The sequence below is a fragment of the Litoreibacter ascidiaceicola genome (assembly GCF_900129235.1).
In the GTDB taxonomy this organism is placed as follows: domain Bacteria; phylum Pseudomonadota; class Alphaproteobacteria; order Rhodobacterales; family Rhodobacteraceae; genus Litoreibacter; species Litoreibacter ascidiaceicola.
In genome coordinates, this window is record NZ_FQUV01000002.1 from 487,015 (window position 1) to 504,860 (window position 17,846).

17 protein-coding genes and 1 tRNA gene are annotated in these 17,846 nt (G+C 59.4%); 6 read left to right on the forward strand and 12 right to left on the reverse strand.

What is annotated here, in order from left to right; all coding sequences use genetic code 11:
• Window positions 1-196 precede the first annotated feature (196 nt).
• A complete protein-coding gene (locus BUB72_RS05505) occupies window positions 197-2,209 on the forward strand; it encodes a ComEC/Rec2 family competence protein (RefSeq protein ID WP_245814727.1) in 2,013 nt (670 codons plus the stop codon).
• Here the strand turns inward: BUB72_RS05505 and lexA are convergent.
• The 6 genes from lexA to BUB72_RS05535 all read right to left on the reverse strand — a co-directional run bounded on the left by lexA (window position 2,203) and on the right by BUB72_RS05535 (window position 7,046).
• On the reverse strand, window positions 2,203-2,889 hold the full coding sequence (gene lexA / locus BUB72_RS05510) for a transcriptional repressor LexA (protein WP_073141426.1): 687 nt from the start codon (window positions 2,887-2,889) through the stop codon (window positions 2,203-2,205). The two genes, BUB72_RS05505 and lexA, sit on opposite strands and share 7 nt — an antisense overlap.
• 83 nt (window positions 2,890-2,972) lie before the next feature.
• Window positions 2,973-4,145: a molybdopterin molybdotransferase MoeA gene (locus BUB72_RS05515; protein WP_073141428.1), complete on the reverse strand. Its 1,173-nt coding sequence runs from the start codon at window positions 4,143-4,145 to the stop codon at window positions 2,973-2,975.
• Complete coding sequence (moaC, locus tag BUB72_RS05520) at window positions 4,142-4,624, reverse strand: cyclic pyranopterin monophosphate synthase MoaC (protein WP_073141430.1); 483 nt, start codon at window positions 4,622-4,624, stop codon at window positions 4,142-4,144. The genes BUB72_RS05515 and moaC overlap by 4 nt, the downstream gene beginning before the upstream one ends.
• A complete protein-coding gene (gene trpC, locus BUB72_RS05525; RefSeq protein WP_073141432.1) occupies window positions 4,625-5,440 on the reverse strand; it encodes an indole-3-glycerol phosphate synthase TrpC in 816 nt (271 codons plus the stop codon).
• Complete coding sequence (trpD, locus tag BUB72_RS05530) at window positions 5,437-6,456, reverse strand: anthranilate phosphoribosyltransferase (protein ID WP_073141435.1); 1,020 nt, start codon at window positions 6,454-6,456, stop codon at window positions 5,437-5,439. The genes trpC and trpD overlap by 4 nt, the downstream gene beginning before the upstream one ends.
• Window positions 6,453-7,046 (reverse strand): anthranilate synthase component II, encoded by a 594-nt coding sequence (locus BUB72_RS05535; RefSeq protein ID WP_073141750.1) that lies wholly within the window; start codon window positions 7,044-7,046, stop codon window positions 6,453-6,455. Before BUB72_RS05535 ends, trpD begins: the two co-directional genes overlap by 4 nt.
• Window positions 7,047-7,229: 183 nt before the next feature.
• Between BUB72_RS05535 and BUB72_RS05540 the strand changes: the two genes are divergently transcribed.
• Window positions 7,230-8,771, forward strand: a complete 1,542-nt coding sequence (locus BUB72_RS05540) for a divergent polysaccharide deacetylase family protein (RefSeq protein ID WP_073141438.1) — start codon at window positions 7,230-7,232, stop codon at window positions 8,769-8,771.
• Between the two features lie 18 nt (window positions 8,772-8,789).
• Here the strand turns inward: BUB72_RS05540 and trpE are convergent, their stop codons facing one another.
• The 6 genes from trpE to fabI all read right to left on the reverse strand — a co-directional run bounded on the left by trpE (window position 8,790) and on the right by fabI (window position 15,366).
• Window positions 8,790-10,301: an anthranilate synthase component I gene (gene trpE / locus BUB72_RS05545; RefSeq protein ID WP_073141441.1), complete on the reverse strand. Its 1,512-nt coding sequence runs from the start codon at window positions 10,299-10,301 to the stop codon at window positions 8,790-8,792.
• Between the two features lie 2 nt (window positions 10,302-10,303).
• On the reverse strand, window positions 10,304-12,160 hold the full coding sequence (locus BUB72_RS05550) for a peptidylprolyl isomerase (RefSeq protein ID WP_073141444.1): 1,857 nt from the start codon (window positions 12,158-12,160) through the stop codon (window positions 10,304-10,306).
• A gap of 67 nt (window positions 12,161-12,227) precedes the next feature.
• On the reverse strand, window positions 12,228-13,400 hold the full coding sequence (locus tag BUB72_RS05555; protein WP_073141446.1) for an aminotransferase: 1,173 nt from the start codon (window positions 13,398-13,400) through the stop codon (window positions 12,228-12,230).
• Between the two features lie 37 nt (window positions 13,401-13,437).
• Window positions 13,438-13,938 carry a xanthine phosphoribosyltransferase gene (gene gpt, locus BUB72_RS05560; RefSeq protein WP_073141448.1) on the reverse strand — a complete coding sequence of 167 codons (501 nt, stop codon included), beginning with the start codon at window positions 13,936-13,938 and terminating at the stop codon, window positions 13,438-13,440.
• A gap of 13 nt (window positions 13,939-13,951) precedes the next feature.
• Complete coding sequence (locus tag BUB72_RS05565; protein ID WP_073141450.1) at window positions 13,952-14,566, reverse strand: LysE family translocator; 615 nt, start codon at window positions 14,564-14,566, stop codon at window positions 13,952-13,954.
• Complete coding sequence (gene fabI / locus BUB72_RS05570; protein WP_073141752.1) at window positions 14,563-15,366, reverse strand: enoyl-ACP reductase FabI; 804 nt, start codon at window positions 15,364-15,366, stop codon at window positions 14,563-14,565. The genes BUB72_RS05565 and fabI overlap by 4 nt, the downstream gene beginning before the upstream one ends.
• A 222-nt stretch (window positions 15,367-15,588) precedes the next feature.
• Between fabI and pdxH the strand changes: the two genes are divergently transcribed.
• From pdxH to BUB72_RS05590, 4 genes are all read left to right on the forward strand, one after another.
• On the forward strand, window positions 15,589-16,194 hold the full coding sequence (gene pdxH, locus BUB72_RS05575) for a pyridoxamine 5'-phosphate oxidase (RefSeq protein ID WP_073141452.1): 606 nt from the start codon (window positions 15,589-15,591) through the stop codon (window positions 16,192-16,194).
• Window positions 16,195-16,353: 159 nt separating this feature from the next.
• On the forward strand, window positions 16,354-16,884 hold the full coding sequence (locus BUB72_RS05580) for a cold-shock protein (protein WP_073141754.1): 531 nt from the start codon (window positions 16,354-16,356) through the stop codon (window positions 16,882-16,884).
• The gene (locus tag BUB72_RS05585) at window positions 16,820-17,350 is read left to right on the forward strand and encodes a DUF192 domain-containing protein (protein ID WP_083588577.1); all 531 of its coding nucleotides are present in this window, start codon (window positions 16,820-16,822) and stop codon (window positions 17,348-17,350) included. Before BUB72_RS05580 ends, BUB72_RS05585 begins: the two co-directional genes overlap by 65 nt.
• A gap of 45 nt (window positions 17,351-17,395) precedes the next feature.
• Window positions 17,396-17,472: transfer RNA gene (locus BUB72_RS05590), tRNA-Pro, on the forward strand.
• The last annotated feature ends 374 nt before the right edge of the window (window positions 17,473-17,846 follow it).

The following is a 17,846-nucleotide window of genomic DNA, read 5'->3' on the forward strand; positions in this document are numbered from 1 at the left end:
TTTTGGAAAGCATGTTCGGGCAGGATCGGCCCAATTCAGGCTGGACCAGTCGTACTGGCCCATTTGCGCTCAGGTTTAGGCAATCACAGTGATGGAGACAAGGGCGGGTAACGTCAGGGCAGAGCCCAAATCACCGCGCCTAGGGCCAGCTGTTTTCGCGACCTTTGCACGGCAGCAATCGCATTTGTTTCCATGGGTGCCCGTATGTTTAGGCGCAGGGATCGGGCTGTATTTCGCGGCCTCGTCAGAGCCGGTGACGTGGCACCTGATAATGCTCGCCGCAACCTTAAGCGCGCTGTGGCTTGTAGCCTACGCTTTCGGCCAACACAGAGGCCGCTGGGTATCCGTCACGCTCTGGCTGCTGACCTTGGTCCTCGTTGGAACCACGGTTGCAAGCCTTCGGGCAAAAGCCGTGGCCGCTCCGGTGCTGTCCTATCGCTATTACGGGCCGATCGAGGGGCGCATTGTCTCGATCGACAAATCCGCGTCAGAGAAAATGCGCCTGACGCTTGATCACGTCCGTCTGTCACGGGTGCCGCCGCACCGCACACCACTCCGCGTCCGCGTGTCGCTTCACGGGGATGATCTTGGGATCGACTTTGCGCCCGGCGACACGGTGCTTACGACCGGACATCTGGGGCCACCCGCCGGGCCGGTGGAGCCCGGTGGCTTCGACTTCCAGCGGCATCTGTGGTTCCAGCAACTCGGCGCGCTCGGCTACACCCGCAATCCCATGTTGCGACTGGAACCCGCAGGGCGCGCACAAGGATTTTCACTGTGGCTATACACCTTTAGATTGAGCCTCTCCGCCGCGATCAAGGCCCGAATGTCCGACGAAGAAGGGCCGTTTGCCGCCGCGATCATTACCGGGGATCGGGCCGATCTTGATCCCCAGTTGCTAGACCGCCTTCGGGCGTCAAATCTGGCACATCTTCTGGCCATCTCCGGCCTGCATATGGGGTTGTTGACGGGCGCGGTATTCGCGTTGATCCGCATTGGTCTGTCCACGGTGCCTCAACTGGCTGTCCGGCTCAATCTTCGAAAGGTTGCGGCTGTAGGCGCGTTGTTCGCCGCCGTGCTTTACCTCGGAGTATCCGGCGCAAATGTCGCAACGCAGCGGGCGTTCATCATGGTCACCGTCATGTTGCTCGCGATCTGCGTGGAGCGGCCTGCATTGTCCCTCAGGGCGGTTGCGATCGCGGCGTTTATCGTTCTGATCATCACGCCAGAGGCACTTGTCGGCCCGGGATTTCAAATGTCGTTCGCGGCGACCACAGCCTTGGTTGCTGTCTTCGCTGTGATCCGCGATCGGGGGCTGTTCCTGATACTCCCGAAATGGCTCTCGGGCGCGGCGGCCTTGCTGCTATCGTCGTTTATTGCAGGGGCTGCGACCGCACCTTACGGGGCGGCGCATTTCAACCAAGTGGCACAGTACGGCCTTTTGGCGAACTTGCTGTCGGTGCCGGTGATGGGACTTGTCGTGATGCCCGGCGCGCTTCTGGCCGGATGTCTGGCGCCCTTGGGACTGGAGGGCATCGGTCTATGGGGAATGGAGCTTGGTTTGGCGTGGATACTGCGCGTCGCGGACTTGGTATCAGGTTTGGACGGCAGCACCCGCGCGATTGTCGCGCCGGGTCCGGCAGTGCTCCCCTTGGTGACGCTGGGCGGCTTGATGCTTTGCATCTGGCAAGGAGCAGGGCGATTGGTCGGGCTTGTGCCCGTTATCGTGGCGTTCGGTCTTTGGCAAAATGTTGAGCGCCCTGAGGTGCTCATCTCCGAAACTGGCCGCCTGATTGGGATCGTGCAAAATGAGGAACGGGCCTTGAACAAGCCCAAGGGTGACGGGTTTTCTGCCAGAGTTTGGCTGGAAAACGATGGAGATACTGCTGATCAGGCACAAGCCGCAACGCGCGCAGGGTTTAGCCCCAATCACATTCGCACGCAGGTCGCGGGAAGCACGTTGGGTTTTAACGCCGCCAACCCCGAGAAAATCGACATCTCGGAGGCCTGCGCGTCACATGACATCGTTGTGCTGCCACGTGTCGAATCCAAGCTGCCGGAAGATTGCGCGGGCTGGACCGCCCTAGATTTCAGCGAAGGCGGGGCTGTCGCGATTTACACGACCGAAACGGGTCTCAGATACGAAAACAGCCGATCGCGACAAGGCAACCGGCTGTGGGTCTCACATCAGCGCAAACGCACTCAGTAAGAGCGGATCAATCCGACCAGACGACCTTGGACCTTCACCATATGGTCCGGCAAAACCCGCGTCTCGTAGGCAGAGTTCGCGGGCTCCAGCGCGATGGAGGCGCCATGCCGCCGGAAGCGTTTCAGCGTGGCTTCCTGATCTTCGACCAATGCCACAACGATATCGCCATTATTTGCAGTGATTTGCTCGCGGATCACAACGACGTCGCCGTCATTGATGCCCGCTTCAATCATCGAATCACCCTTCACCTCAAGCGCGTAGTGGTGACCACTGCCCGCAAGCATCGAGCCCGGAACAGCCACATGGTGTGACACTTCGCTGATCGCCTCGATCGGTGTACCGGCGGCGATCCGTCCCATCACAGGCAATTCCAGTGCGTGAACCCCTTCAAGCGCCATGGCGGCAGGGTTCGGGGCAGGGCGGTCGCCCTCAATCACACGCGGTCTAAAGCCGCTATTCTCCATCGCGTCAGGCAGCTTCACGATCTCCAGCGCCCGCGCCTTGTGGGCCAGCCGTTGGATGAAGCCACGTTCTTCCAACGCCGTAATCAGGCGGTGAATGCCTGACTTGGAACGCAAATCCAGCGCATCCTTCATTTCATCGAACGAGGGCGGCACCCCGTCACGCTGAATACGTCCGTGAATGAATTTCAACAGGTCCAGCTGTTTCTTGGTCAGCATCGGCTAAGAACTCCCTGATGGCGGCGCATTATTCGCGCCATGTTCTCCGATGTTCTACCGCTGTTCCTGTTTTGTGTCAACGCTTAGAGCGCAATGACCTCGGTCCGCTCACCCGCCGCACGGGCCGGATCATTCGGTGGCCGGACAATCAGGGCGTTGGCTTGGGCCAGAACAGTCAGCAACGAACTGTCTTGGCGATCAAAAGCCCGCACCGCGCCGTCTTCGATGTTCGCACGCATATAATGCTCCCTCTGGCTGTTGGCGTCGAGCGGCTGAGCCAAGGGCAAACTGATCCGTGCTCGTGGTCCTGCGGGCAAGCCGAGGAAGTGATCCAGCAAGGGGCGAATGAAAAGCTCCCCGCACACCATGGACGAGACCGGATTGCCCGGCAGACCGATCATCGCCATTTTGCCGATACGCCCGGCCATCAAGGGCTTTCCGGGCCGCATCGCGACCTTATAGAAATCCCGCTCAAGCCCCATCGTTCCGGCAACTTCGGCCACGATATCACGGTCACCGACAGACGCACCGCCAATGGTCACCAACAGGTCAGCGCCTTCGGCCAGTGACAGGTCCATTTCCAGTGAGGAGGCGGTGTCTTTCGCGATTGGAAGCAACCGCGTCTGCGCGCCCGCGCGGCGGAACATCGCGGCGAGGCCAAGCGAATTGGAGGCAATGATCTGGTCGTCGCGCGGTGTCTCTCCGGGGCTAACCAATTCGTCCCCCGTGGCGATGATCGCCACAACAGGGCGGCGGCGCACGGGGACTAGGGCGACATTCATCGACGCCAGCAATGCCACATCCGACGGGCCAAGACGGCGCGGGGCGGTTAGCAGATCACCGACTTTGAAGTCGCCGCCGGAAGGCCGGATGTGGTGGCCCTTGTCGATATTCTCCCTCAACGTTATCGACGATCCTGCGCGGGTGACGTCTTCTTGAATGATAACCCGCTGGGCACCAACGGGCAGCGGGGCGCCGGTGAATATCCGCACGGCTTGCCCGTCGTCGATCTTGCCGTCAAAGCGGTGGCCCGCCGCGGCTTCTCCAATCACCGTGAAGGTATCTCCCGCGGCGACATCAACGGTCGAGATTGCGTAGCCATCCATTGCGGAGGCGGAAAAGGGGGGCTGGTCCCGTGTCGCAGCGACGTCTTGCGCCAACACGCGCCCGTCAGCATCAATGAGCGGGACAAGTTCAACGTCAACGGGCGATCCGAGTTTCAGCACCGCTGCCAAAGCATCAGCAACCGAAATCATCCGCGCGGGGCCTCGAACAAGCCTGACTTGCCACCATCTTTCAGAACCAGCCGTATATCACTGATTTCCATGGTTTTCTCGGCAGCCTTCACCATGTCATAGATCGTCAGCGCAGCGGTAGACACAGCGGTAAGCGCCTCCATTTCCACACCGGTCTGACCCGTCGTCTTGACCGTCGCTTCAATGCGAATGCCCGGCAAGGACGCATCAGGCGTCAGCTCGACGGCGACCTTGGTGATGGGCAAGGGATGGCACAGCGGGATCAGCTCAGAGCATTTCTTCGCCCCCATGATCCCCGCCAGCCGTGAAACGCTGAGAACATCGCCCTTCTTGGCGCGACCTTCGGTGATCAGATCAAACGTCTCGCGCTGCATTTTCACACAGCCTTCTGCCACCGCAACACGAGAGGTCACAGGCTTGTCGGATACGTCCACCATATGCGCATGGCCGTCGCCGTCGAAATGGGTCAGCTCCGACATTTAAAGCCCGCCAGTCATTGGTTTATCACTGAGGATGTGGCGTGTTGCGGCAGTCACGTCTTCCTGCCGCATCAGGCTTTCGCCGATCAGGAAACAGCGTGCGCCATAGCGGGCCAGATCGGACAGGTCGGTTGGCTCGAACAAACCGCTCTCGGCCACGATCAGCTTGTCCTCCGGCACTTGGCGCGCCAGCTTTCGGGTGGTGTCCAAGGTTACATCAAAGGTGTGCAGGTCACGGTTGTTGATCCCCAGAAGCGGGCTTTTCAAATGCAAGGCGCGCTGGAGTTCTTCGTCATTATGGACTTCAACCAACACATCCATGCCCAGCCGGATCGCCGTGTCTTCCAACTCGTGAGCCAGACTGTCATCGACAGAGGCCATGATGATCAGGATGCAATCGGCACCAAGCGCGCGGGATTCGACAACCTGATACGGGTCATAAAGGAAATCCTTGCGCAAGACGGGCAGGGAGCAGGCTTCGCGCGCTTGCACCAGATAGTCGTCAGCCCCTTGGAACGAGGGCCCGTCGGTCAGCACACTCAGGCAGGTCGCCCCGCCATCCGCATAGGCTTTGGCCAAGGCCGGGACGTCGAAATCTTCGCGGATCACGCCTTTTGACGGGCTGGCTTTCTTGATTTCCGCAATCAAGCCGTACCCGCTGATAGCCGCGTCGGTTAAGGCGTCGGCAAAGCCGCGCGGTGCCGGGGCGTTTGCCGCGTCGGCCTCAAGGTCAGCGAGGCTCCGCTCGGCTTTGCGCGCCGCGATTTCCTCCAGCTTGTAGGCCTTGATCTTTTCCAGAACGGTTGGGGTGCTCATACGGCCTCCGATGTCAGTTTTGCCAAGGCATTAACCTTGGCTTTGGCTGCGCCACTGTCGATGCTGGCGCGGGCCATGTCCACACCTTCGCGCAGGTTGGCCGCTTTGTCAGCCACGACCAAAGCCGCGGCGGAGTTTAGGAGCACCGCGTCACGGTATGCGGACTTCTCGCCTTCAAGAAGCGCACGGAACTCGATGGCGTTCTCGGACGGCGAGCCGCCAAGGATGTCCTCGAACGGGTGTGGCGTCAGGCCTGCGTCTTCAGGGGCGATTTCCATCTCGTGCACTGCGCCATTTTCCAGCACCGCAACCTTCGACGGCGCAGAGATGGCCAGCTCGTCGGTTCCGTCGCCACCATGGACCAGCCACGCTTTCTCGGAGCCGAGCGCCAACAGTGTTTCCGCCATGGGTCGGATCAAATCAGCCGAAAACGCGCCGGTGAGTTGACGTTTGACCCCTGCAGGGTTGGTCAATGGCCCAAGGATGTTGAAGATCGTCCGCGTGCCAAGCTCTGCACGGGTTGGCATCACATGCGCGATGGCGGGGTGGTGCATTGGCGCCATCATAAAGCCGATACCAATCTCGCGGATCGCGCGGGTTACAACATTGGCGCCCACCATGACGTTGATCCCCATGGCCCCAAGCGCATCCGCAGCACCGGATTTGGACGACAGGTTTCGGTTGCCATGCTTGGCCACAATCACGCCCGCACCAGCCACGACAAACGCAGTCGCAGTCGAGATGTTCAGCGTGCCCTTCCCGTCACCGCCTGTGCCGACGATATCCATTGCGCCCTCGGGTGCGACGACAGGGTTGCATTTGGACCGCATCACAGCCGCCGCGGCCGAATATTCCTCGACCGTTTCGCCCCGCGTGCGCAGCGCCATCAAAAATCCGCCGATCTGGCTGGGCGTCGCGCGGCCCTCGAACAGCGCTTGGAAAGCGACCTCCGCTTCGTCGCGGGTCAATGCGCGCTCGGCGGCAATTCCGATCAGTGGTTTCAGCCTCTCACTCATGCGGCAACTCCTGTTTTGCTGGGCAAAACATCAAGGAAGTTTTGCAGCATCTGATGCCCGTGTTGCGAGGCGATGCTCTCGGGGTGGAACTGGACACCATGGATGGGCAATTCGCGATGTTGCAATCCCATGATTGTCCCGTTTTCCAGTGCTGCCGTCACCTCCAGACAGTCCGGCAGCGTGTCTTTCTCGACCACCAGTGAATGATAGCGCGTCGCGTCGAAGGGAGAGGGTAAGCCTTTGAAAACGCTTTTGCCTTCATGAATGTAGCTGCCCATTTTCCCGTGAACGATTTCGGTATGCCGAACCACCTTGCCGCCAAAGGCCTCGCCAATGGTCTGGTGCCCCAGACACACCCCGAACAGCGGGGTTCGGGTCTCTGCGGCCGCCGCCGTCAGCGCCAGACAAATACCCGCGTCAGTAGGCGTCTTGGGGCCGGGGCTTAGAACAATACCCTCGGGATTCAGAGCCATCGCAGCTTGCACATCAATGGCGTCATTGCGCACAACCTTCATATCCGCGCCCAGTTCGCCGAAGAAATGCACCAGATTGTAGGTGAAACTGTCGTAATTATCGATCAATAGCAGCATCATCTTACCCTTTGCTCCGAAAGGGCTTTCCACCGCCTTCCGTGTCGCGGTATAAATGCCCAGAGCTGCGCGCCGGGGTCAAGGCCGCTTATCTGGACCCCACATACAACAAGACGGGCAAAAGCCTCGTAAGAAGTGCGCTTTGGGGTGAAAACGACAAGTGGTCGGGCGAGGATCAGAACGATGGGCAAAGGTATAGGCGCGGGTATTGTGTCAGGTGGGTTTGTAGGCGTGGTGGTGATGACGATGTTGTCGCTTTATGCGCCGCTGCCGCAGGACCGGATTGACGCCGCCCCGAAACTCGAGGTTGAAACCACGCCCTCGGAGGCCGTCACTCCGCAAGTAACCGAGACCACTCCGCAAGCAAATGAAGTGCCGTCAGTCGCCGCAACTACCACCAGTTCCGACACTGTAACTCCTGTCACGGAGAACAGCGCCGTTACCGAAAGCGAAAGCGTCACTGTCCCCGAACAGCAGCAAGACGCGCCCGTCGTGCAAGCAACCACGCCGCAGCTGGACAGCAGCAGCGCAGTTGATACCGACAGCCCCACCGCCGAGATCGCGACCTCCGACGCTCAGGTGGCCCAGCTTATCCCGCAAGCGCCAACCGTTCAGGCCGAAGGCAATGACGAAATTATCATTGCCAGCGCCGATCCCATGCCGGAGCCGGTCACTCAGGTGAATCCCGGGGTTCAGACCCCAACCGCGGATGCGTCGCCGAATGTAGAGCCGACCGTCGACGCGGAAACAACAACCGTGCAGCCGTCTGAACTCCCCTCGCCAACGATCACCGGTACCGAAAAGGTCGTGGACAGCGAAGCGCCTGCAAAACCGCGCGTGTCCAGCCTGCCAACGATTGGCAACGCCCAAGAGGAAGCGGTCGAAGTGGCCTCCGCAGACACGCCCATCACGCTGCCGCAGGTTGATGCGGGCGTGGTGACAAACCGTCTTCCAAGCGTTGGCACTGGCGGGGCAACATCGCTTGTCACACCCGCCCCGCAAGACGACACCCCGACCGAGCCCGCCGCCGCGCCGACCGATCTTGGCGCATTGCAGGCGTTTGGCACCAAGGTTGAAGGGGCAGAGGGTAAATCCCTTTTCGGCGTTATCCTGATTGATAGCGGTGAGGACGGCATCCCGCGCGCGGACCTGATGAAATTGTCCATTCCCGTGACCATCGCGCTAGACCCCACAGCGCCTGACGCCGCCCGCATCATGGCGGACTACCGCGCGGCCGGAATAGAAGTCATCGCGATTGCCAACGAGCTGCCCACAGCCTCGTCGCCAAGCGATGTCGCGGTAGCGGTCGAGGCGTATTTCTCGATTCTGGATCAGGCGGTCGGCCTGATGGATCCGCTCGACGGGCGCATCCAGTCCAACCGATCCTTGCTGCAACCGGTCCTTGGGGCCATCCGCAACAGCGGCCACGGCTTGGTCACATATGATCGCGGGCTGAATACCGCGCAACAAGCCGCCCGCCGCGAGGATATTCCTGCCGCCACGGTTTTCCGCGTGCTGGACGCAGAGCTGGAAGAAAGCCCCAGAATAAAACGCTATCTGGATCGCGCCGCCTTTAATGCCAACCGCGATGGCGCGGTCGTGGTTGTCGGGCGCAGCTACCCCGAAACGATCAAAGGGCTGGTGGAATGGGTGCTCGAGAAGAAAGAGGCGGGGATCGCCATGGTTCCGGTCTCGGCTGTGATGCTGGCGGGTGAAGGCTCGTAGGGCTTAAGTCCCTAAAGGTTAGCCATTGCCGTCGCGCAGGAACAATCCGGCTTCTTTCGCCGCCATAAGTAGTGCCTTGGACTTGTTGACGGTCTCCTGAAACTCCGCCTCCGGGTCACTGTCATACACAACACCACCGCCCGCTTGGATATAGAGCTTCTCGTCCTTCACGATGCCCGTGCGCAGCGCGATACAGATATCCATGTCACCATTGGCCGAGAAATATCCGCAGCCGCCGCCATAGATGCCGCGCTTCTCCGGCTCTAACTCGTCGATGATCTCCATCGCACGTACCTTCGGCGCACCGGACACGGTGCCCGCAGGCAGTCCTGACAGCAGCGCAGACAGGGCGTCTTGGTCGTCAGCCAGCTCTCCGGTGACGTTGGAGACGATGTGCATCACGTGGCTATAGCGCTCGATGATGAATTTTTCTGTAGGTGTCACCGTGCCGATCTTCGAGACCTTGCCGGTATCGTTGCGCCCAAGGTCCAACAGCATCAGATGCTCTGCACATTCTTTCGGATCACCTAACAAATCGGCTTCCAACGCGCGGTCTTCCTCCGGCGTGGCTCCGCGCGGTCGCGTACCTGCGATCGGTCGGATGGTCACCTCGCGCCCGAAGACCCGCACCAGAATTTCAGGGCTGGCCCCGACGATCTGGAACCCGCCCATGTTGAAGTAGAACATGAAGGGCGACGGGTTGGTGCGCCGCAACGCGCGGTACAGCGAAAACGGCGGCAGCGGGAAATCCTGCGTCCAGCGCTGTGACGGGACAACCTGGAAAATATCGCCCGCGCGGATGTAATCCTTGGCCTTCTCGACCGCATCCAGATAGCCGCTATGGGTGAAGTTCGAGACCGGATCAGCGACCGCAGTCTCCTCGCCCAGATCGCGCGCATCTGTGGGCACCGCGCGGTCCAGATCACGCACCGCATCCATCACCCGTTCAGCCGCTTGCGCGTAGGCTGCGCGCGCGGACAAGCCGGAGGCCACCCACGCAGGGCTGACGACGATCACTTCGCCTTTGACACCGTCCAACACCACCACGACCGACGGGCGCTGCATCACCGCGTCGGGCAGCCCCAACGGATCGGGGTTCACATCGGGCAGATGTTCGACCAACCGGATCATGTCATAGCCCAGATAGCCGAACAGCCCTGCAGAGGCCGCAGGCAAACCTTCCGGCAGATCAATCCGGCTTTCGGCCAGCACTTCGCGCAACGCGGTCAACGGATCGCTTGCGCATGGCTCGAACGCATCGGGGTCGAAGCGGGCGGAGCGGTTCAGCTCGCTCGTCTCGCCACGACAACGCCAGATCAGGTCGGGCTTCATGCCGATAATCGAATACCGTCCGCGCACCTCGCCGCCAGTCACCGATTCCAGCACGAAACTGTCGGGCTGCGCAGCGGTCAGCTTCAGCATCAAAGAGACCGGCGTATCCAGATCAGCGGCAAGCCGCGTGTAGACCACCTGATTTTCGCCTGCCTCGTACCGCTCGGCGAAACCGTCATATTCCGGAAACAAGGCCATGCTTAGCGCATGCTCGCGTTCACGGCATTGATCGCAACTTGGTCAAGGCTCAGGCCGTGGCGTGCTTGCACCGCTTGACCGTACAACTCGAACACATCCGCCGCGAGGCCCGCGCTGCCCTGTTGGGACAGCTGTGTTAGGAAGTTTTGCGCCTCATCAGCCGAAAGGTCGGCAGCCGAGATGTCCAGCAGCTCCACCAATATCGCGCCATCATCCGTCGGGATCAGGGCCGTGTCGGAGGCTTTTTCCAGATCAAACGCAGTGACCAGCAAAGCTGGGGGCGTGCCTTCGATGAACTCTGTGCGGCCACGGTCGGTTTCTGTGCGGCCCACAAGGCCCAAAGCTTCCATCGCGGTGCCTGCATCCAGTTGCGCTTTCAAGCTCTCGCCCAACTCGCTCAACCGGCGCTTGGTTTCCGCCGCATCCCAAGCCGCCGCAACATCGTCACGGATATCGGCCAACGGGGGTAGGGCGGGTGGCACCACCTCGTCCAGACGCGCAGCAAAGATGCCGCCATCAGACAGCTCGCGCGCCTCGGGGAAGTCACCTTCGCGCAACAACAAAGCCTCTTCGCGGAAGTTGTCGTAGCCCGCGATCCCTTCGTGTTCGTCGTCAGAGAAGTTGATTTGGCCAAACTCAAGTTCCGTATCCGTGCCCAGTTCTTCCAAAGTCGCACCACCGGCCAGCAGGTCTTCCACTTCGGTCAGTTTATCAAGAACTGCGCGACGTGCCTGATCCTCTGCAGCTTCGGCGACCAAATCATCGCGGACCTCCTCGAAGCTGGTTTCTTGTGCTTCCAAAACGGCGTTCACACGGTAGAGCGCGGGACCAAGCGAGGTTTCGACCGGATCGGTGATACCCGGTTCCGTCAGTGCAAAAACCGCGTCGGCAATCGGCCCGTCCAGATCGTCGCGCGATACTTCGCCTTGGTCCACATCTTCCAAGGTCAGGCCGCGCTCTGTCACGAGGTCGTCATAACTGGTCTCACCCGCATCAATCGCCGCTTTGGCGGCCGTCGCAGCATCTGTGTCGGCAAAGCCCAGACGTTCCACAATACGGCGCTCGGGCTGGTTGAACTCGCCGGAGCGCTCTTCATAAAGCGCAAGCAGCTCGTCCTCGTTAGGGGTGATGTCGTCAACCAGCATATCCGGTGTCAGCCAAGCATAGCTGATCTTCCGCACCTCTGGCGTTTCGAACTGGGTTCCGTTTTCGTCATAGAACGCTTGCAATTGGGCATCGGTCGGCGCGGCGTTCGGGGATGCCAGCAGATCGGCATTCAACTCGGCCCACCGGAAAGACCGGCGCTGGCCAAGATAGCCATACAGCGTTTCGGCGTAGGATTTATTCAGGGTCAGCCCACCGGTCACCGCTTGCTGCAACAACTCGCGTGCGGCAGTCTTGCGCAGGTCGTCCTCAAAGTCGGCAGGGCGCAGGCTACTCCGTTCCAGCGCAAACTCGTAGGCGTCGCGGTCAAACGCGCCGCTTGGCCCTTGGAACGCGGGAACCTGTTGTAATTGGCGCAGCACTTCGGCGTCACCAACGGACAGGCTCATCACGCGGGCTTCCTCGGTCAACGCGGTGGAGGCCGCCAGACGTTCACGAACGCGGATATCCAGACCTTCTTGCAAAGCGGTTTGCATCGAGACCGGCTGCTGGCGACGGCGGGTTTCGAAATCCAGCTCCTGTTGCAGACCGCGTTGGTATTCCTGAACGGTGATTGGCGTATCGCCAACACTGCCGACGGTCTGAATGTTGCCGCCAAGACCGCCGGAGCCAAAGCCCGCCAACCCTGCCACCAACAGAAGCAAAATACCCCACACCGCGATGCGCGATGCGCTAGATTTGCCTGACTTGGCCATGTCTCACCTTCCTAGAAGAAAACCAGTTGGAACCTGTTAAACCGTCCCCCCCAAAGGGGCAAGCGGATCAGAGGGTTTCCATGCGTGTAAACAGCTCTGCGATGCCGTCCGCGTCGATATTGGCAAACGCGATGCGCAGCGACGTCGCGCCGGACGGATCGCCTTCGGGAACGAACATCGTCCCGGGCAGGCACAAAACGCCGATGTCACGCACCATTCGCTGGGCCAGTTCATTGGACGGCTCGTCGAACGGGTGGGTCATATAAGCGAAATACGCGCCGTTGCCTTGAAGCGTCCAGCCTTTGGCGGCGAGCTTGGGGAATTGGTCCTCGATTGCCGCGCGGCGGGCGAGAATTTCGGCACGCTGCTCCCCCAGCCACGCGGCAAGGTTCTGCATCCCCCACAAAGCGGCCCGTTGCCCCAACTGGTTGGGGCAGATCGTCACCGTATCCAGAAACTTCTCCGCCTCTGCCAGACGGGCGACCGAGGCCACCATCGCTCCGACACGGTGCCCCGTCAGCCGGTAGGCCTTGGAGAAGGAATAAAGCTGGATCAGCGTCTCGTCCCAGTTTTGACGGGTAAACAGGTCATGTGGTGCACCGCTGCGGCTGTCAAAGTCGCGATAGGTTTCATCTACGATCAACGCGATGCCGTGCGCCTCGCACAGGTCGTAAAATGCGCCAAGCAGGTCGGATGGATACTCCACGCCACCTGGATTGTTTGGTGATACCAACGTGATAGCGCGCGTCTTTGATGTGATGAGCTTTGCGGCCTCATCGACCGACGGCAGCAATCCGGCACCTGTCTTCAACGCCACCGAAGAAATTCCGCCCATATCAAGCCACATCTTATGGTTGAAATACCACGGGGTCGGGATGATCACCTCGTCCCCCGCAGCACAGAGGGTCGCGATCATCGACGCAAACGCCTGATTGCAGCCGGAGGTGATTGCGACCTGCTCGGCTGCGACCTTCCCACCATAGGCCGTAGTCCATTGCGATGCGACCTCCGCCCGCAGTTCTGGCAACCCCAGAACGGGGCCGTATAGATGCGTGCCGTCATCCTCGAGGACGAACTTCGACATCGCTTCGCGCAAGGGCGCAGGGGGCGGATCGACAGGTGCGGCCTGCGAGACGTTGATCAGCGGGCGATCTGCCGGGAATTCAACCCCGTCAATCCAGCGCCGCGCCTCCATCACCGGAGGCGGAAAGGTGGCGGCCATATTCGGATTGAGACGCATGATTTAACATTCCGTATAGAGGGTTAGAGCCGAAAGCTTATTCGCCGCGATAGGGCTTCACATATTGCATCGCCATGTCCCACGGGAAGAAAATCCATGTGTCCTGCGAGACCTCCGTGATGAACGTGTCCACCTGCGCGCGACCCTTTGGCTTGGCGTAAACGGTGGCGAAATGCGCGTTGGGATAGAGGTCGCGAACGATCTCCAGCGTTTTGCCGCTGTCGACCAGATCGTCGATGATCAGGATACCTGTGCCGTCCCCCATCAAGGCGTCGTCCGGCTTCTTCAGAACGCTGGCCTCGGACTGGGTCTGGTTGTCGTAGGATTTCACCGAAATCGTGTCCACCGTGCGGATGTCCAACTCCCGCGCGGCGATCATCGCAGGGGCCATGCCGCCTCGGGTGATGGCGACCACGGCCTTCCATGCGCCGTTATCCGGTCCATGCCCGTCAAGACGCCACGCAAGCGCGCGGCTGTCGCGATGGATTTGATCCCAGCTGATGTGAAAGCCTTTTTCGTGGGGCAGGCGGTCGGTCATTGGTCAGGTTCCCTCAGGTGATGGCAATTTTGGCGCCTAGAACGGCAATCAGACCGCCAAAGCTGCGATCCAGTTTCGATTTGAAGCGGCCGTAAGCCGTGCGGGCGCGGGGCAGCGAGAAGACGCGCGCCACAAACATATACCACGCGGTTTCGACCCAGAAGATATTGAACAAGACAAAAAGCTTGTCCGCCAAGGAGGCCTCAACCGGCACCAAGCCGACGAAAACTGCACCGAAAAACACGGCTGGCTTGGGATTGGCAAGCATCGCTATGAGACCCAGCCAAACCGCCCCGAATACAGACCGTGGCGCGGTGCCTTCGGCGATAACGGGCAAAGGCTCGGAGGCGTGTTGCCACATCTTCCATGCGATATAGGTCAGGAACAACCCGCCCACGACTTTCAGCGCGGTGAACAGGGCAGGGACCACTTCAAACAGCAAGGACAGGCCAAGCAAGGCAGCCGCCGCCCAAAGTGTCGCTGCAAGGCCGAACCCGACAGCAAGCCCCATCGCCGTTCGCAGACCTTCGGACGCGGCGGACCGGACGCTCAACACGAAAGACGGCCCCGGCGAGATCGCCGCAAGCAAATGGATAAGGGCGACGCTAACGAAGCCCGCTAATGTCATTTCTCGATGTCCGGCGCGTCTACGGCCTTCATGCCGACGACATGGTAACCCGCGTCCACGTGGTGAACCTCGCCGGTGACCGCCGAGCTGAGATCAGACAACAGATACAGGGCGGACTTGCCGACCTCTTCTTGTGTCACTGTGCGGCGCAGTGGCGAGTTATACTCGTTCCACTTCATGATGTAGCGGAAGTCGCCAATGCCCGAGGCAGCAAGCGTCTTGATCGTACCGGCTGAAATCGCGTTAACGCGGATGTTGTCTTTGCCCAGATCCTCGGCCAGATATTTGACCGACGCTTCCAGCGCAGCCTTGGCCACGCCCATGACATTGTAATGCGGCATGACCTTTTCGGCGCCGTAATAGGTGAGCGTCAGCAAAGATCCGCCGTTTTTCATCAGCTTCTCGGCACGTTGCGCGACTGCTGTGAAAGAGTAGACAGAGATATCCATCGACATGCGGAAGTTGTCGGCGCTGGTGTCGACATAACGGCCGCGCAGTTCGTTTTTGTCGGAGAACCCGATGGCGTGAACCACGAAGTCCAAGCCGCCCCAGTCTTTTTCCAGCGTTGAAAACAAGGCGTCAATAGACGCGCCATCGCCCACATCGCAGGGCAGGACATGTTTCGATCCGATGCTGTCGGCCAACGGGCGGACCCGCTTAAGCAGCGCATCCCCTTGGTACGAGAATGCGATCTCGGCGCCTTGGTCGGCACAAGCTTTCGCGATTCCCCATGCGATGGACTTGTCATTGGCCACCCCCATGATCAGGCCGCGTTTGCCTGCCATCAATCCATTTGACATATTGTCCCCCAGGGCCACTTCTTGTTTTGTTTGGGATGGTTTAGGCGAAAGCACAGGCTGCATCAAGTCGCGGCAGAGCCTTCAGGCGCAGATATGAAACAGAACTGCGTCATTGCTGGCGTAGGCATAATTTTGCCAATTGGTCAAAAACGACGCCGCGTCAGGGTTGAGCCCTTAATTCATTGGCGATAGTGCGGCGATGAAACACGGTGGGAATATAGAGTGACTGACAGATCAGGAATATTCGCAGGCGAAGATCCTTTTGAGATCGCACGTCATTGGCTCACTGAGGCCGAGAAGGTCGAGCCCAACGATCCAAACGCAATAGCGTTGGCGACCGTGGATGCAAACGGGCTGCCGAACGCACGTATGGTGCTTTTGAAGGACATCGAAAGCGACGCCTTCGTCTTCTATACCAACTTTGAAAGTGCAAAAGCGCGCGAGTTGGACAGTTCCGGCACCGCTGCTTTCGTGATGCATTGGAAATCTTTGCGCCGTCAGGTGCGTGTTCGTGGTATAGTGTCGCGCGAAGACGGTGAACAAGCGGACGTCTATTACAAGTCGCGGTCGCTCAAAAGCCGGTTGGGGGCTTGGGCATCGAAGCAATCTCAACCTTTGTCATCGCGTGGCGCTTTGATGGCAAAAGTTGCGAAAGTGACGGCGGAGAAGGGTTTAAACCCCGACAGGCCGCCGTTTTGGGGCGGGTTTCGAATCCAACCCGTTGAAATTGAATTCTGGGCTGATGGGCCTGCGCGGCTCCACGACCGATTCCGCTGGACACGCAATGATCCGGAAAGTCCGTGGAAAACCTCGCGGTTGAGCCCGTAACTACGTCATAAATATACAAAATTGACGTACACGTAAGGGGTGAGGGCAGGAAACCCTTACCTATCTTGAAACCTCTCGATGTGAGAACGTGGACCCAACATTAGTTGGGAGTACTCCATGGGCAGTCTTGGAGGCGTCGAAAAATTCGACGCAGTGTGGATGACACAGAATAGTGAAGTTGCTGATACCACGCGATTTGTCGTGGGTCAGGTTAAGTGGTTCGACGCGGTGAAAGGCTTTGGCTTTGTTGTCGCCGACGAGGGTGGTCCCGACATTTTGCTCCATGCAAATGTGCTGCGTAACTTTGGCCAAGGCTCCGTCGCGGATGCCAGCAAGGTAGAGCTGCGCGTGCAGGAAACCGATCGCGGGCTGCAAGCCGTCGAAGTTTTGTCGCTCACGCCACCGGAAACAGATCCGAACGACACGGGCATCGCCAACGTCATCGCCGACTATGATAACGTAGAAATGATACCGGCCCGGGTGAAATGGTTTGACAAGGGCAAAGGCTTCGGATTTGCCAATGCATATGGTTCAAGCGAGGACATTTTCCTTCACGTCGAGGTTCTGCGCAGATGCGGCCTTGCCGATCTTCTGGCGGGTGAAGCCGTCTGCGTTCGGGTCGTCGATGGAGAACGTGGCCAGATGGCTGCGGAAATCCACGCTTGGGACCACGCTATCAACCACAACTAAAGCTGCCGCATTTGCGATCATCCTAACCGGTTTTATCGGTGTAGGCTCTGTTGCGGCCGCATGCTCGGAAAACCGCGTCAGCATCAAGGGTGGTTTCGGTTCAATCTCGTTCCGTGTCGAAATCGCAGACGACGCACGCGAACGGGCTGTTGGTTTGATGAACCGCGAAACGCTGCCCAAGCTCGCCGGAATGCTGTTTGTTTACCAGCGCCCTCAACCTCTGGCGTTCTGGATGCGAAACACGCTGATTCCGCTTGATCTCATTTTCGTCGAACCGACAGGTCGCATTGCGCATATACATGCCAACGCGGTTCCGCATGATGAAACGCCCATTCAAGGTGGGGATGGTTTGACTCATGTTCTGGAGATCGGCGGCGGTCTGGCTGCTAAATTTGGCATTTCGACAGGCGATATTTTGCAGCATTCGAGCTTTAATCAAAATGAAGCGCTTTGGCCCTGCGGTTAGGGCTTTTCAAACCCGAAGAAGGTGTTTAGGAAGCCCTCAGATCGTCGGGGCGTGGCGCAGCCTGGTAGCGCACCTGTTTTGGGTACAGGGGGTCGGAGGTTCGAATCCTCTCGCCCCGACCATCTAAAGCTCTGAAACATCAGAGTAAAATTACCCCCATATTCAAGCATCAATACTAGAGCCCGTTTCGGAGGCTTCCCTAGCGTCATGTTTGGCGTGACAGTCACGTGGCGCGATCTGGTGCCTCCACGCGTCCGGAGCGATTCTGTTTCCAAATGCCGTTTAACCCCAATTGGGCGTGACATAATCGCAAAAAACTCCACTCAGCTACATATAGATGCAAATTCTTTCATCACCCCCTACATGTGGGGCCATTGCATCGAAATGTGTTCCGAGCGCTGTGGATAAGCCTGTGGATAGTTCACTCAATACCCTAGCTTAAAGTGGTAAGTTGGCCAATTTGATTGGTTTTTCTTTTTGGCACGCCTGTGCACAT